The sequence below is a fragment of the Sporosarcina soli genome, from assembly GCF_042655805.1.
Classification (GTDB): Bacteria; Bacillota; Bacilli; order Bacillales_A; family Planococcaceae; genus Sporosarcina; species Sporosarcina soli.
Map to the genome: position 1 here is coordinate 57,264 of NZ_JBHSNO010000009.1, position 16,899 is coordinate 74,162.

Below are 16,899 nucleotides of genomic sequence, written 5' to 3' on the forward strand. Positions count from 1 at the left end.
AGCCAGCATCGTATTCAAACGAAAAACCGTGATATCCCGTATTTGTTCCAATCATGTATAATGAAGAGGTGTAAAAAGTCTCGGAGGTCATTCACTTGAACATCGAAAATCTCAAGATATTTTGTCTAGTTGTGGATGAGGGAAGTATCAGTCAAGTTGCAAGGTTGTGTTTCGTTTCTCAGCCTGCGATCACAAGAAAGATCCATCAATTGGAAGATTTCTATGGAACTTTGTTGTTTGACCGTTCGGAAGGAAAATTGAAAGTGACCGAAACGGGGAAGATTTTATATCACTTTGCCAAAGCGATTGTCAATGACTTTAACCATTCAAAAGAAGTCATTCAGCAACTAACAGGAGAGTCTAATATCCATCTCACAGTAGGGGCATCATTGACCATTGGCGAGTATTTTCTGCCAAGCTTATTAGGTAGATTTAAGAAGCAGAAACCGGATATAAGAGTGACGTTATCCATCAATAATACCCCTCGAGTTTTGGAGGAGTTATCGAATGATGTGATTGATTTGGCTTTGGTTGAAGGCTTGGTGGAGAACAGTGCATTTAAGGTGGAGAAGTTTGCTGAAGATGAATTGGTGCTTGTTTGCCCACCTGATCATCCATGGAAAGACAGAAAAGAAATCCAAATTCAAGAATTGGCGAATGAGCGGATGATCTGGCGTGAAGCCATTTCAGGGACGCGCCTTATTGTAGAAAACACTTTAAGGGAGTACGGAATCTTAGAAAAAATTGAAAGTTATATGGAGATTGGAAGTACACAGGCGATCAAAAGTGCCGTAGAGGCTGGGCTTGGAATCAGTATCTTACCCAAGCTGACGGTGGCTAGGGAATTGGAACAAGGTTTCTTGCACCAAGTCGAGGTTCCCGGGATAAAAATGACGAGAAATCTATGGCTCGTCCAAAAAAATAAAAGATTTAGTAAGGCAGGCATATCGGATTTTGTAGAATTTATCAAGTAACGATGTAGGACTATTCTAAAATCACCAGCTTGCTGAGGTTGATCATAAATATGTTCTGGCGGGTGACGAAATGTTTAAACGATTCCTTGAAAATACAACTCAAAAAAATCAAGAATTGAAAAAGTTATATTTATTAATCCATAGATATGGACCGATTCGAAGAGTAGATTTAATCGAAAAAACGGAAATTAAAAAAACAACATTAACGCGTATGATTGACGAACTATTAAAAAATAAGTTTATAAAGGAAAATGGATACGGCATATCGTCTGTAGGCCGCCCGCCTATATTGTATGATGTGGAATCAGATTGCAATTATATCATCGGTGTTCACATTTCTCGGATGAAGACAAACATTGTACTGGTGGATCTACGATTCAAACAGATCGATCAGGAGTCATTTGTGATGACTTCTATCCATACACCTGAATTTGTCATACGAAAATTAGAAAGCATTATTCACGATTTTATGGAAAAATATCATTTTGATGAGAAAAAATTATTGGGTATTGGCCTTGCGATTATCGGTCCTTTAAACCAGGAAGAGGGAATGCTGTTGAGCCCTAATTCCCTTCTGATGGCAAATTGGGAAAATGTTCGCATCGTAGAAATGCTCCAGGATAAATTCCCGGTCAAGATTTTATTGAAAAAAAGTCCGAATGCAGCGGCAATTGCTGAGTATCATGCTGCCGGTTTCATGCACAAAAATATACTGTATTGCATTAGTGGAGGCTGGGGGATGGACTGCGGGGTCGTCATGGACGGTAGGATTTTACAGGATCATTATGCAGGCGAAAATGGATACGGCCATATGATCATTGATATGGATGGAAATGAATGTTCTTGCGGTAAGCGGGGTTGCATTGTTGCATACACGTCATTTAAAGGTATTCTTACGGAATTGAAAAAAGAAAATGCGTTGCTTGACAACATGAATGAGGAGCTGTTTCAAAAAGCTTCGTTTAATGAGATGATGGAGTACTTCTTACAAGGCGATAAAATAACGGAGGAAGTGATCTTAAGATCTTCCCGTTATTTGGGAACTGGACTTTCCAATTTAGTGAACCTTTTCAACCCGGATCTGGTCATCGTAAATGGCCCCTTTATTTATGAGTTTGAAGAGTATTACAACCAAGTTATTCAATACACGACACAAAATGTACAAAAGGAGAAAGAAATCATCTATGGTCAAGGAATCCTAAAAGGAAATGCAGCGGCTGTTGGCGTCGCTATTTTGCTCTTTGATTCGTATTTTAGTGAGTAGTCGCACTAATTATTTTGAAAAACAGTGTTGATTTTTTTGAAAAATTAAGCTAAAGTGACAATATCGCGTAATTAATATCAAAATAGAATAAACAAAAAGAAATTGATGTTTTATCTAATTTTTTTGCTCTATTTGTTCCAAATTGGTATAAATGAAAGGGAGGAAAATAATGAGTCATTCAGTCATTATGTTAGGTACAGGTAGTCCGAGACTAAATACAGAAAGGTTATCTTCAGCATCTCTATTACAAATGGAAGATGTGCCTATATTAGTCGACTGCGGAGAAGGAGCGACGATGCAGTTGGTGAAAGCGGGCGTCCCACCGCAGAAAGTAAAGCATGTGTTCTTTACTCATTTACATGCTGACCATATGTTGGGGTACGCCAACTTTTTAATAAGTGGTTGGGTAGAAGGACGCCGTGAGCTGACCATCGTCGGACCGGTTGGTACAAAAAAAATGCACGATTTGTTAATTGAAATGCTGGAAGATGATATTGAATATCGGATGTCGCTTGGTAGACCAGAAGCGGGGATACGTGACGTGAAAGTTATTGAAATTGAAGAGCCAGGACATGTGGATGTGGAATTACCGATGGAAATTCACTGTGCTCGAATGATTCATAATGTCCCGACATATGCATACCGGTTTGAAAAAGAAGGAGTGTCCGTTGTTTTCTCAGGTGATACAGCACCACCAACAGACGAACTTGTGAAGCTGGCCCAGGGAGCCAATTTGTTAATTCATGACTCGGCTTTGACACGTATTGAAGGTGATCAAATGACAAATGCCTCGAAAATTTGGGAGAACTTGCAAAAAGAACATTGTACCCCGGCACAAGCGGCAGAAACTGCAAGAAGAGCGAATGTAGATCAATTAGTGTTAACCCACTTTTTGCCTAAGATGGACCCTAAGCAGGCAATGGTAGATGCAGCCGAAGTGTTCAATGGTAAGATTATCATCCCGAAAGACTTGGATATCATTCAGGTTGCAGTAAAAAGTCCGGTTAATTAAGAAGAGTAAAAAGGGGGAGTAACGCATACTCCTCCAAAATTCGGCAACAAGTGAATAAAAGGGAACCATGCAAAGTCGTAAAACGATGTGTGGAAAAGGAGTACGGAAATCAATTTTTACCTAAATTGAAAACGCTATCACGAGAGATGCACAGTTTTAGAAAGCAGGAATTCAAGGCTTCGTCTGTAATTGCGAATAACAAAGTGGAGGGTGAAGGAGATATGCGCTGGGGTGTACTTACATTTTTATTTTTTGCAATGGTCGTTAACTTTGCGGATAAATCGATTGTAGGATATGCGGCAAATGCAATTATGAGTGAGTTTAATCTCACATATACGCAATGGGGATTAGTGGGGAGTAGTTTTTTCTGGTTATTTTCAATAGCAGGCATTTTTGGAGCGGCATGGTCAGATAAAGTTGGGACGAAAAAAGTCATAGGTTTCATGTTATTAGGATGGACAATTTTACAATTTGGAGCATTTGCAATTGTAGGGCTTCCTATGTTGATTTTATATCGTGTTTTATTGGGAGCGGGGGAAGGCCCTTTTGCTCCGACTGCGATCAGTCATCTTAGCAAATGGTTTAAGCCTGAATCACGCGGGATGGCGATCTCTATTCTAAATGCAGGTGGTATGATAGGCGCTTTAGCCTCAGCACCTATTTTAGTGGCTGTGATTGAAAATTTTGGTTGGCGTATCGGCTTTGCCTCCCTAGGCATACTTAGTTTACTATTTCTAATGATTTGGCTATTTTTGCCGGAAACGAAGATGAAGGCAGAAAAGAAATTAGAAGCTATACAACCAACAAGACAAAAGTTTAAATGGTCCGAATTTCTTGTCGTTTTACGTTCAACCAATTGTTTGTTAACGCTAATGGCTGCTTTTTCGGCCTTCTGGTTAACAACATGGCTAGCGCTTTGGATGCCAAGTTACCTAACCAATGTTATTCATATGTCCCCAATGCATATGGGGTATACGGCTTTGATCATCGGAGTAGGTTCCGTGATCGTCGCTATTGCGATTTCGACTTATTCGGACAAGCTGTTCAAGAAAACCCAGAATTTCCGGATATCCCGTGTCTACTTAGCGGGTGTTGCATTAGTGCTTTCAGGATTATTTTTGGGTTCGGCTGCAATTATCCAAAATCCGGTATGGGTAACGATTGCCTTTGTTTTCGCGAAAGGGTTATCTTATACAATTTTAGCGATTAGCCCACAGGTTTTGATGCAACTTCTTCCAGATCGTGCAGGATTAATGTCAAGTTTAAGTACATCATTTATGAATACAGCAGGTATTATAGCTCCTATGCTTACAGGTATACTTGTCCAATCAGCTGGGGCGAACGTTGCGCTTGGATTCAGTTACTCGATTGCATTGGCCGCTTCACTTCTATTTGTCTTTGGACTAGCCTTTTGGATTTTTGTGAATCCTGAAAAGAGAATTCGAACCGGGAAAGGAACGCTTAGCGATTCTTTATCGGTATCTTAAAAAAGTATGGTTACCTTTATCGTCGAATGTAGATGGGGTGCAAGTTACATGTAGCTTGTATTAAATTTTTAAACAGCAAGTCGCTTACGAATGATTTAGAGTTCGCAAGCGACTTTTTGGTTTGATTTTACGGCGCTGGTACTCATGATTCCTTCTTCATACTTCTACTTTCAAAAATCTGTCATAGACTAAAGATATACGAATGGATTGTGAAAGGATGATTTCAAACAGTAAAGTCATTCATACTTCTGATTGGAAGAGGATGCTTGTGACGATTGAAGTACGGGAACGATACTAGCGGAATAGGGGTGTTCGTATGATTACGTTTTTCCTCGCCATCGTTTTGTTAGTTGCCGCTTATTTCACTTATGGAAAATTCATCGAAAAGCTGTTTGGTCCGATTGAATCGCGCAAAACGCCCGCTTACGCGAATGCGGACGGTGTAGATTATGTGCCGATGGGCAAGCAAAAAAACGCATTGATACAGCTTTTGAATATTGCGGGAACCGGTCCAATTTTCGGTCCAATCATGGGGGCTCTGTTTGGCCCGGTCGCGTTTTTATGGATTGTGTTCGGGGCAATTTTTGCTGGAGCAGTGCATGATTATTTAACAGGAATGATCTCCATTCGGAATAGAGGCGCACATATACCTGAATTGGCTGGAAAATTTTTGGGGAATGTGTCGAAACATATCGTCAATCTCTTTGCTTTACTGCTTTTATTGTTAGTAGGAACCGTCTTTGTGACGACGCCGGCTGCATTATTGGGCATCGTGTTTAATGGGAAAGTTGCAATTTGGATCTTAATCCTTGCTATTTTCATTTATTATTTCTTATCGACCGTACTTCCGATTGATAAAATCATCGGTAGACTCTACCCGTATTTTGGAGCTCTGTTGTTAGTTGGGACAGTAGGTGTAGGAGGGGCTTTACTATTATCCGATTATACAATTCCGGAATTGACCCTCACGAATATGCATCCGGATAACTTGCCGATCTTCCCAATTCTATTCTTTACGATTACATGCGGAGCACTATCCGGTTTTCATGCGACGCAATCCCCGATTATTTCGAGGACAGTAAAAAAAGAATCAGAAGGTCGATATGTGTTTTACGGCATGATGATTGCCGAAGCGATCATTGCGATGATTTGGGCTGCAGCGGCGATGAGTATGCTGGATGGGCAAACGTTAAGTGAATTCATCGCAACGGGGACGCCTTCTTCCGTCGTAGAACATGTATCCATGACGTTATTAGGTGCAGTTGGCGGAACGATTGCGGTATTGGGTGCCATCGTCCTGCCGATCACATCCGGCGATACGGCATTCCGTGCGGCACGTTCGATCATTGCTGATTACTTGAAGATGGATCAAAGAAAAATTGTGAAGCGTTTAGTGATCGCGCTTCCTTTGTTCGCCATCTCCGCATGGTTAACGCAAATGGACTTTAATATTTTGTGGAGATACTTCTCTTGGGCCAATCAAGCAACAGCGGCCATCGCCTTGTGGATTGCGACGATGTATTTATTTGTCAAAGGGAAAAATTATTTTGTCTCATTAATCCCGGCGTTGTTTATTACGTATATGGTATTTGTCTATATTCTGAATCAGAAGATCGGGTTCAATATGAACTTGAACGTAGCTTTTATCGTGGGACTCGTACTAACTGCTATTTTGGCTGTCATGTTCTTTGTCAGGGCAAAACGTAATAAACAAGCGAAAATCGAAACTGATGTTAGTGTTTAACTTGATTCAGCAAATCTTTTTGTACTGAAAGCGAAGCGTCAGCTACAGAAGTCCAACACTTCCATAAGTGGCGGGATGAATGCCAGAATGCATTTCAATAAGAGGGAGTCCAAACTCCCTGCTGATTCAAGTTAAGCCTCCGGCGGATGTCACAGATTTTGAAGGGAGTTAATTGCGCAAGCGCAATTCAAAATCTGGACGCAATCACGCCGAGGCGTGATTGATATAAAGAAAAAAGTGGACTCTTCGGGGTTCACTTTTTTATTGTGACAGTAGTTCTCCCTCGCGTCAGTTGGAAAAAACGATTAGAATCCTTACGGTAGTAAAACGTATAGTGTTAAAATGGAGAGGCTTTGAATAGCATATTCAATCGTGAGAATGAAGTCCATACTGTATTGATTTGTTGTTATAGGTTAAAGAGTGGGGAAATAGATATATCGGGAAGAGGGATTGCATTGCTCGATTTACTGGTCGTGATGTTGGAAAGGGTCGGATTGATTATTGCAGTCGCTTTCATTTTGACGCGTGTTCCTTTTTTCAAAGACATGGTTCATCACGTTAAGCTGAGCCGAAAACAGGAATTCATAGCGATCTTGTTTTTCGGTTTTTTTGGCATTGCTGGCACGTATTTTGGCGTTGCGTTTAATACGAATACTCTCCATTTCAATAGTGTAGAAATGGAATTGGCAAAGGAAGAAGCCATCGCCAATTCTAGGGTGATTGGCGTGGTTGTCGCAGGTTTGTTAGGAGGGTACCGTTTAGGGATTGGCGCCGGATTGATCGCGGGTATTCATCGCATGACCTTGGGCGGGTTTACAGCAGTTTCTTGTGGCCTTTCTACAATTGTTGCAGGAATACTGGCTGGCGTTGTTTACCGGAAACGAAAAGACCTTACGCCGCTGACTGTGTTCGGCATCGGAGCATTGGCTGAGGCGATGCAAATGAGTGTCATTCTGCTGCTTTCCAAACCCTTTGACAAAGCATTTGCATTGGTTGAAGTGATTGGCATACCGATGATTTTGGCCAATGGTGTGGGGACGGCTCTTTTTCTGCTAATTGTCCATAACGTTATGCATGAACAAGAGAAAGTGACAGCTCTTCAGGCGCAAAAAACATTGCGTATCGCTAATCAGACGCTGGGCTATTTACGAAAGGGCATGAGCAACGATACGGCTCAAGCAGTTTGTACGATCCTCTATCGTGAACTGGAGCCGAGTGCGGTTGCCATTACAAATAAAACAAATATACTGGCGCATATCGGCATCGCCAGCGATCATCATCAAATCAATAGTCCAATCAGAACAGAGAAAACGAAAGAAGTCATTCAACGTGGAGAGCTTATTGTCGTAAATGACGGTACCATCCATTGTGATTATGCAGACTGCCCATTGGGAGCGGCTGTCATTGCACCGCTTGTTCAACGCGGCGAAACGGTCGGTACGTTAAAGCTCTATTATCCATCCGAAAAAGTCATCACAGACGTCACTATGGAATTAATAGATGGGTTAAGTTCATTATTAAGTAACCAACTTGAAATTGCGGAGACGGATCATGCGTACCAATTGGCGAAGGAAGCCGAAATCAAAGCATTACAAGCACAAATCAATCCGCACTTTCTATTTAATTCAATGAATATAATTGTGTCATTGATTCGTACGGATCCCGATCAGGCACGTAAATTGCTTAATTCCCTGTCTTATTTTTTACGGCAAAATGTGACAGGGACAACCGTTTCGAAAATATCTCTAAAACAGGAATTATCGCATGTGAGAGCCTATTTGGAAATTATAGAAGCACGATTCATCGATAGGCTGACCATCCTGTACGACGTGGATGATCGATTATTGGCTGAACAGATTCCTCCCTTTACTTTACAGCCGCTTGTAGAAAATGCAATTCATCATGGAATTCGAGATATGGAGCATGGCTGTATAATTAAAATATCCATCCAAAGTGTCGATCAGGAAATCGAAATCCGGATCGAGGACAACGGAAAAGGAATCTCACCTGAACGGATTGCGATGATCGGATCGGAGAAAGTCGATTCCGAAACCGGCACCGGGATGGGCATTTACAACATCAATCGTCGCCTAATGATGACATTTGGAGACCAAGCCGCTTTGTCCATCACTAGCGAACGAAACGAAGGGACAACCCTATCTTTCCGAATACCTAAAATGGAGGTGAGAGATCGATGCGAACAGTCAGGACATTGATCGTCGATGATGAGCGCTATGCCCGTGAAGAATTAGCGTATTTGTTGGGGAAGTTTTCGAGCATACAACTCGTAGGAGAAGCGGAGAACGGAGAAGCTGCCGTTTTAAAAACATTGCAATTACAGCCCGATGTGGTGTTCTTGGATGTGGAGATGCCTAAAATGAACGGGTTAGAAGCAGCTAAATCATTGGTCGAGCTCAAAAAAGTGCCGCTGATCATTTTTGCCACTGCCTATCCGCAATTTGCGGCTGAAGCTTTTCGGATCAATGCCGTCGATTACTTAGTAAAGCCTTATGATGAGGAACAGCTTAAGCAAACTATTGACAGAATTGAGAAAGTCCTTTTTCCGGCTATGCCCGTCGATTCGTCTGGAATGCTTGGAAAATTGGCAGTGGAAGCAGACGGAGAAATCAATTACCTCCTTCCACAAGAAATATTATATATGTATCGAGATGAGAAAGTGACCAAAATCATAACCCATACACAAGAATATGAAGTGCGAACCACATTAAAAGAGCTTGAAAGTCGATTGGAACCTTTTTCTTTTTTTCGGATCCATAAAGGTTATCTCGTCAACTTAATGTATGTCAGCCGGTTAACGCCTTGGTTTAATGGGGCTTATCAGCTTGAACTGGAAGGACTTGATACAAAGCTTTCCGTCAGCAGAAATTATGTCAAGGATTTGCGGCAACGGCTGGAATTATGAAGGGATGCCTGCATGTTAATTCCGCCTATCGACTTGTTAACCTTCTAATCTTACATGTTGCGACGAAAATCCCCTTATTTAGAACATTTCCCCTAAACTGACTGTATACGCATACATGCAATTTGGGGGAAATAGGGGTGTTAGGATGGTTACGTTTTTTATTTCGATTTTACTGTTAGTAATCGGTTATTTTACGTATGGAAAATTTATCGAAAAGCTTTTTGGTACGACTGATTCCAGAAAAACACCGGCTTATGCAAATGCCGACGGTGTAGACTATTTGCCGATGAACAAACATAAAAATGCGCTGATTCAACTACTGAATATAGCAGGGACAGGTCCTATTTTCGGACCGATTATGGGAGCACTCTTTGGTCCAGTCGCCTTTTTGTGGATTGTTTTTGGCGCGATTTTTGCGGGGGCTGTACATGACTATTTGACGGGTATGATTTCCATTCGAAACAAGGGGGCACATATTCCAGAACTAGCTGGAAAGTTCTTGGGTACGGTTTCCAAGCATATTGTCAATCTGTTTGCCTTGTTGCTCCTTCTGTTGGTCGGGACGGTATTTGTGACGACACCAGCCTCTTTATTAAGTATATTAGTAGACGGGAAAATCGCTTTGTGGATACTGATTATGGTTATTTTCATTTACTATTTCCTATCTACGATTCTTCCGATCGATAAGATCATCGGACGTCTTTATCCGTACTTCGGTGCTGTTCTTTTAATCGGAACACTGGGCGTTGGCGTGGCGTTATTATTCTCGGATTATACAATTCCGGAATTAACATTGGTGAACTTACATCCGGATAACGTACCGATTATTCCAATTCTATTCTTTACGATAACATGTGGAGCCTTATCCGGTTTCCATGCCACACAATCGCCGATTATCTCCAGAACGGTGGAAAAAGAATCACAAGGACGTTATGTATTTTACGGCATGATGATTGCCGAAGCGGTGATTGCGATGATTTGGGCTGCTGCGGCGATGAGTATGTTGGATGGACAAACATTGAGCGAATTCATTGCGACAGCTACACCTTCAGCAGTTGTCAATGAAGTATCCATGACGTTATTGGGTGCTATTGGCGGTACAATCGCAGTATTAGGTGCGATTGTCCTTCCGATTACTTCTGGGGATACAGCATTCCGTGCGGCACGTTCGATTATTGCAGATTACTTGAAGATCGATCAGAAAAAAGTTGCGAAACGATTGATGATCGCTGTTCCATTATTTGTAGTATCTGCCCTATTGACGCAAATTGATTTCAATATTCTATGGAGATATTTCTCCTGGGCCAACCAAGCAACGGCGGCCATTGCCTTGTGGATCGCAACCATGTATTTATATGTCAAAGGGAAAAATTATTTTGTCTCGCTAGTCCCAGCGCTTTTCATTAGCTATATGGTCTTCGTCTATATCCTGAATCAAAAGATCGGATTCAATTTGGACTTGAACGTTTCCTTCATTGTCGGAATCGTATTGACCGCTATTTTGACAGTACTATTCTTTGTGAAAGCGAAGCACAATAAAAGAGACAAAATCGAGACGGATGTCATCGTTGAATAAGTGAAAAAAGTGGACTCTTCGGGGTTCACTTTTTTTGTGGGTGAATGCATGTAAAGTTTATAGTGGAAGAAAGGAGGCGTTGCGCTTGGAAACACGTATCGTAGAAGTTGAAGCGTTTACCGTAAAAGGATATGGCATGCAAGGACCGGTTTCGGAAATTCCGGGCAAGTGGGATTTGTTAAATGCGGAAATTGCGAAACAGAAAGTGCTAGCTGAAGAATCATTCGGGCTTTGCTTAACGATGAAAGGGGAAGAATTCCACTACATCGCAGGCATCAAATCGGAACTGGCAGAAGGGTTTCTGCATACGGAGGAAGCCGTCGTTCCTGCGGGGAAATTCATCGTTGGACAAGTGGAGGGCGGCGTTGACGAAATTCCAATGGCATTTAACGCATTGATGCAAACAGACGGCATCCAACTGCGAAACAGCTTTAGCTTTGAACGCTACATTCATCTGGAAGGCTCGGAAGGTTATACGATTGAGGTTTGGGTGCCGGTTGAATAAGGAATGAAGAGATTTTGGCATTGGCCAGAGTCTCTTTTTATTGGTCAAAAGTTGACAATTATTTGCTGAACCACCCACGATAGAGAAAAGGGAGGGAATAGAGGGAAATGAAAGAAATTTATAAGAAAACATCGAAAGTTAGTTTTATCGGCGGCATCGGTGCCGCGATTTTCGGAATCCTTTTTTACTTCTTCGGCTATGAGGACTTTGCAACAAATGGCGATATTTTAGGGTACGCTGTTATATTCGCATTGATTTCCATTGGCGCCGGCTTTTATTTCAAAAATGCGTATGAAAAACTGAGCAATGATAGAAGTAGTCCAAGGGAAAGCGGAGTGAATTTGCAAAGTCTAAACGAATTGATTTTTCAGCGGGTACCTTCGTTTTTGCCGAAGGTTTACAATGTGGATGCCAATGGCGAACCTGTATTTAAAATAGAACCATCTGCAGACAAAGTGTCGAAGTGGCTGACTTTTTTTGAGCTGTTTGAAAAAGGGTTTATCATTCCCGTGCACTACGCCATTTCCGATATGGATGGGCAACTGATCGCAACGTTTACCATCAAAGATAATTTGAAGCGGTCCGAACTCACATTAATGAAACCGGATGGAACACGAATCGGTACGTATATTCAGCACCTACCCAAATCCGCGCTCAAAAATCGTGGGGTCCTCTATCACGAAGACGGTTCAGTCTGGCGGGAACTAGAAGCCAAAAACATGGCGGGCGACATCGATGTGAAAGATGAAGAAGGCAGAATGACCGCGTCATACCGCTTTGGCGTCTTTCCACATGCGATGAAACCGGCATTCCAAAGCACAGCGCATCATGAACATATGCAGTTGGGCATACATATTTCGGACGATGAAAAACTGGCGTATGCGATGATTTTCTTTTTGTGGTTGAAGTAAGAACAATTATGAAACTTAATTTGATTGGAGGGGACTAATTAGTTAACGGAGGTGTTTTGAATGAGGAAGTTGTTTTTAGGACTGATCATGGGCGTTCTTTTCATGAGTGGATGTTCGGCAGGGGCAAGTATGGAGGATGAAAAAGTAAGTGTTTACGAGATGAAAAGCTTTGCGGAAATTCGCAAAAATTCATTGATTACCTTTACAGATACTAAAGTTGAGACTACTTTTGCGGAGGCATTCCATAGCGCTGAAAGAGTACCAGGTATCGTTGATATGGCAGATCCGGATTATAGAGTGGAATTTGGAGACGAGGCCTACTTTCTATGGATGAGTGAAGAACATGGAACGATTATGAATACAAATGATACGCATACGATCTACACGCTATCAAAAAGTTCGGTAAAAATGATATATGAGTTGTTGAATCAATAACCAGTGGAAAAGAGTATAAATATCTTCTTTTTCATGTTGACCCTTACGTTACGTCATGCTCTATAGTTGTTTTTGAAGGGAGGCCACGAACGATGAAAGTGAAAGAAGTAGCACAGCTAACCGGTGTCAGTGTGCGCACACTCCATCATTATGATGACATCGGATTGCTCACGCCGGATGATACGACAGAAGCCGGGTATAGACTTTATTCTGATGATAATTTGGCAACTTTGCAACAAATATTGTTCTTTCGTGAACTCGGCTTCTCTTTAAAGAAAATCAAAGAATTGTTGGATAGTCCTTCATTTGACCGTCAAGAAGCATTGGAAATGCAACGCAGAATGCTGATTGAAGAGCGCGAGAGGCTGGATCGGGTCATCGAGACAATTGAGAAGACCATTCAACATGAAAAAGGAGAGATCATGATGACGAACGAAGAGAAATTTAAAGGGTTCGATTTTAGCCATAATCCATATGAAAAAGAGGCGAGGGATCGCTGGGGTGATAAGGCAGTTGACAAGGCGAATAAAAAGGCGGCGCAGTTTGGACCGGAAATAGGGGAAGAGATGAACCTTATTTACTTTAACTTGGCGAGTTTAAGACATCTTGATCCGGCTTCGGATGAGGCGCAAACGGGCATTGAAGAATGGTTTGAGTTTTTGAATAAGATAGGTGATTATTCTTTGGAGGCATTTGCCGGGCTTGGGCGGATGTATGTGGAAGATGAGCGGTTTACGAAGAATATTGATCAGTTTGGGGAGGGGCTTGCGAGGTTTATGTGTGAGGGGATGGGGGTGTATGCGAATAAAGGAAAGTGATTGAAGACTTATTAAACATTATTCAACCTATTGTTTTTTATTCTTGAATAATATAGATGTAAATTATAACTTTCGTTATGTCATGTATATTGGAAATTTTTTTAGAATAGTATAAACAGAGATCTATAGTTTAGATAGAAGGTGGTGTGTAAAACTTTTTTGTCGTACTCTATCAGAGTGCGTGGATTGAAAATAGATACTTGAAGAAGTTGAGTAAGATCGCCCTCTTTACTGCTAACAGTAAAGAGGGTATTTTTGTTTTTTAAAGGCAGTAAATAATAAATTTAGAAGTAAACTTCCTCAAGTATCTAGAAAAAATTGAGAAGGGTTAGCATATGTTAAATAAAGGATGAGAAAAAGGAGGTGGGGAGCTATGAGAGAAGAAATGAAAGTATATGTAGTAGAATTAATTATTGTAATTGGAAAGCTAATTGTAAAATTAATGAGAAGGTTACATTTCCCTAAAGAAAAAATTCATATTAGGTTTGAAAAATATCAGGAGAATGTTAACAATAACTTAGCTTCAATTTGTTGTAAAGAATCTGTGTACGACGACATGCAAGATTTGCAAAAAGAAGTATTGGAACTTGAGAAAGAAATTGAAATATTAAAAAGTACTATCATATCTTTATTAAAAATTAAAAGTGATTTTTAGGATTTCGGCAAATATTACTTAGAATGAATCTAAAATACTATAGTTGAATGACTCTTATACCCAAACTTCCAAATTTATTCCGACTATTGGATGAATTAGGAAGTTTTATTTGGTAACATAGTATTGTAGTCATTTTGAAGGAGGATGTATCGATGATTGCTCATATGAGAAAGTCTGATCTCAAAATTCAAACCGTGCAAGAACATCTAGAATCAGTAGCATCCCTTGCAAAAGAATACGGGAAAAAGGCCGGTTTTGCAGCAATGGCAGAACTGGCTGGATTTTTACATGATGCGGGGAAAAATGCGAAGGCCTTTAGCACGTATATTGACAACGCTGTCAAGGAAACTGGAGAACCTTTAGAGAGAATAGATCATTCGACAGCAGGTGCGAAGTATTTATATGAAAGATATTATGCAGAGTCGCCTAAAACCCAAGCTGATATGATGAGTAACCTTGTTATTGAAATGATAGGTATGGTTATTTTGTCCCATCACTCCGGCCTACAAAATTTTATGCAACCTGATGGAAGCCAATCTGATTTTTTTAGGAGAGTATGCAGAGAAGACCTTCCCTATTACGAAGAAGTATGTACAGAATTTTTAAGCATCCGTGGTAATGAAGAAAGGGTGGAAGAACTGTATCAGGCCTCCGTAAAAGAAATGCAATCATTTTCTACACATTTGCGGCAGCTGTTGCAAAATTATCCGAATAGAAGTAAAGATGAAAAGACCTCTCCGTTTATTTTTAACAGTCTTGCGATGAAGTATATTTTTAGCTGTTTGATTGATGCGGATCGGACGGATTCTCGTCGATTTGACGAGGGAGATACATCCGATTTGCATGAATCAAATCAAGACTTTTTTGAAGAAAGTTATGGGCATGTGATGGAGCAGGTCCGAAAATGGGAAAGTGATTTAGATGCATCAAAGCCAATTAATAAACTACGCACAGAGATGTCGGAACAGTGCGATAAAACTGCGGAATTTCCTTCATTTATCTATCAATTGTCCATTCCAACAGGTGGTGGAAAAACGTATGCGAGTTTACGTTATGCGTTAAAGCACGCCAAATTAAAAGAAAAAGACCGAATTATTTATGTGGTGCCATTCACAACGATATTAGAGCAGAATGCAGATGCTGTTCGAGAGATTATTAACAATAAAAATAAGGTCTTAGAACATCATGCGAATGTGATTGATGATGTCGCGAGTGAGGACGAGCCTGATTATTATCGACAAGAGGCACAGAAAAAGATGCAACTTGCGCGGGACAATTGGGATCACCCTATTATTTTTACGACAATGGTCCAATTCTTAGATACATTTTATGCGAAAGGGACCCGTAAAGCGCGTAGGTTACATAATCTCACGAATGCAGTCATTGTTTTTGACGAAGTCCAGTCGGCACCCATTAAGCATCTTCCTTTATTCAATAGTGCCGTGAATTTTTTACATCATTTTGGAGGGAGTAGTATTATCCTTTGTACAGCAACTCAACCATCACTTACAAAAACAGCCTATCCACTGTTAATGGATGGAAGTAAGGAAATCGTTAAGGAGTTACCGGATGTCGTGAAAGCATTCGAGCGGGTATCCATTGAAAGTAAAGTGGAAAATGAAGGATGGACAGCTGAACAAATTTGCGATTTCACAATGGAAGAAATGGAAGATAAAGAATCTGTACTTATTATTTTAAATACAAAGAAAGCCGTTTTAAATGCATATCAGCAGTTGAAAGAGATACCGGGCTACACGGTTTATCATTTAAGCACGTCGATGTGTCCACAACATCGAAAAGATATATTAGAAGAAGTAAGGAAGAAACTCAAATTACCTAATGAAAAAGTGATTTGTGTCAGCACTCAACTGATAGAGGCAGGCGTGGACATCAGTTTCGAATGTGTGATTCGTTCACTTGCTGGACTCGATTCAATTGCCCAAGCTGCGGGGCGTTGTAATCGTCACGGTGAGCATGAAAAAGGAAAAGTTTATATTATTCGAGCCAAAGATGAAGAGTTATCAAGATTACCTGAAATTGAGCTTGGGCAAAAGGTGACGGAAGAGGATGTTCTTAGTCGAGGTGAATTAGCGGAGGACCTGTTGAGTCCAGCAGCAATTCAAACGTATTTTGACTTCTATCTCAAAAAAGCGGAACGAGAGATTAAAATGACGGATAAGAATCTTGATGTTGGGCTTATTGAATTATTGGATCGCAGTCGAAAGTATTTGGATGTAATTCCTAGAGATCATCCCAAAACATTTATGAGCTCGATGTACAAGACATTAGAATCTCATTTTGAAGTAATTGAAGCCCCGACGACAGCAATATTAGTGCCATACGGAGAGGGAAAAGAATTGATTAACAACTTAAATGAAGATATACGTGACTACGATAAGCTCAATGACTATCTGAAAAAAGCGCAGCAATATAGTGTGAATGTCTATCGGCATACATTACAAGCTCTTGCAAGTGAAGGGCTAATCGTGTCGCTTTATAATGATTCAATCTATGCCTTGAAAGACAGCGGTTATCATGATGAATACGGTTTGGAGATGAAAGGGGAAGGCGGATTGTCCCAACTATTATTTTAAG

At 40.8% G+C, this 16,899-nt stretch carries 14 protein-coding genes; all 14 read left to right on the plus strand.

The genetic code is table 11. The features are described from left to right. The first annotated feature begins 95 nt into the window (after positions 1-95). The 14 genes from ACFPRA_RS17905 to cas3 all read left to right on the plus strand — a co-directional run bounded on the left by ACFPRA_RS17905 (position 96) and on the right by cas3 (position 16,898). Entirely contained in the window at positions 96-974 is an 879-nt protein-coding gene (locus ACFPRA_RS17905) for a LysR family transcriptional regulator (RefSeq protein ID WP_381437748.1), read from the plus strand. Between the two features lie 70 nt (positions 975-1,044). After that, entirely contained in the window at positions 1,045-2,238 is a 1,194-nt protein-coding gene (locus ACFPRA_RS17910) for an ROK family transcriptional regulator (protein WP_381437750.1), read from the plus strand. 169 nt (positions 2,239-2,407) lie between these two features. Next, on the plus strand, positions 2,408-3,250 hold the full coding sequence (locus ACFPRA_RS17915) for an MBL fold metallo-hydrolase (RefSeq protein WP_381437752.1): 843 nt from the start codon (positions 2,408-2,410) through the stop codon (positions 3,248-3,250). A 221-nt stretch (positions 3,251-3,471) separates the two neighbouring features. Further along, the gene (locus tag ACFPRA_RS17920) at positions 3,472-4,737 is read left to right on the plus strand and encodes an MFS transporter (RefSeq protein WP_381437754.1); all 1,266 of its coding nucleotides are present in this window, start codon (positions 3,472-3,474) and stop codon (positions 4,735-4,737) included. 316 nt (positions 4,738-5,053) lie between these two features. Beyond that, positions 5,054-6,481, plus strand: coding sequence for a carbon starvation CstA family protein (locus tag ACFPRA_RS17925; protein WP_381437756.1), 1,428 nt, complete (start codon positions 5,054-5,056; stop codon positions 6,479-6,481). Positions 6,482-6,936: 455 nt separating this feature from the next. Next, positions 6,937-8,697, plus strand: coding sequence for a LytS/YhcK type 5TM receptor domain-containing protein (locus tag ACFPRA_RS17930; protein ID WP_381437758.1), 1,761 nt, complete (start codon positions 6,937-6,939; stop codon positions 8,695-8,697). Next, positions 8,676-9,404, plus strand: a complete 729-nt coding sequence (locus ACFPRA_RS17935) for a LytR/AlgR family response regulator transcription factor (protein ID WP_381437760.1) — start codon at positions 8,676-8,678, stop codon at positions 9,402-9,404. Before ACFPRA_RS17930 ends, ACFPRA_RS17935 begins: the two co-directional genes overlap by 22 nt. 145 nt (positions 9,405-9,549) lie before the next feature. Further along, positions 9,550-10,980: a carbon starvation CstA family protein gene (locus tag ACFPRA_RS17940; protein WP_381437762.1), complete on the plus strand. Its 1,431-nt coding sequence runs from the start codon at positions 9,550-9,552 to the stop codon at positions 10,978-10,980. Between the two features lie 85 nt (positions 10,981-11,065). Next, positions 11,066-11,485: a GyrI-like domain-containing protein gene (locus ACFPRA_RS17945; RefSeq protein ID WP_381437764.1), complete on the plus strand. Its 420-nt coding sequence runs from the start codon at positions 11,066-11,068 to the stop codon at positions 11,483-11,485. Between the two features lie 107 nt (positions 11,486-11,592). Next, on the plus strand, positions 11,593-12,396 hold the full coding sequence (locus tag ACFPRA_RS17950; protein ID WP_381437766.1) for a hypothetical protein: 804 nt from the start codon (positions 11,593-11,595) through the stop codon (positions 12,394-12,396). Positions 12,397-12,456: 60 nt separating this feature from the next. After that, complete coding sequence (locus tag ACFPRA_RS17955) at positions 12,457-12,831, plus strand: YhfM domain-containing protein (protein ID WP_381437768.1); 375 nt, start codon at positions 12,457-12,459, stop codon at positions 12,829-12,831. Between the two features lie 92 nt (positions 12,832-12,923). Continuing rightward, entirely contained in the window at positions 12,924-13,649 is a 726-nt protein-coding gene (locus ACFPRA_RS17960; protein WP_381437770.1) for a MerR family transcriptional regulator, read from the plus strand. Between the two features lie 373 nt (positions 13,650-14,022). Continuing rightward, a complete protein-coding gene (locus tag ACFPRA_RS17965) occupies positions 14,023-14,304 on the plus strand; it encodes a hypothetical protein (RefSeq protein WP_381437772.1) in 282 nt (93 codons plus the stop codon). 152 nt (positions 14,305-14,456) lie between these two features. Then, positions 14,457-16,898, plus strand: a complete 2,442-nt coding sequence (gene cas3 / locus ACFPRA_RS17970; protein WP_381437774.1) for a CRISPR-associated helicase Cas3' — start codon at positions 14,457-14,459, stop codon at positions 16,896-16,898. The last annotated feature ends 1 nt before the right edge of the window (position 16,899 follow it).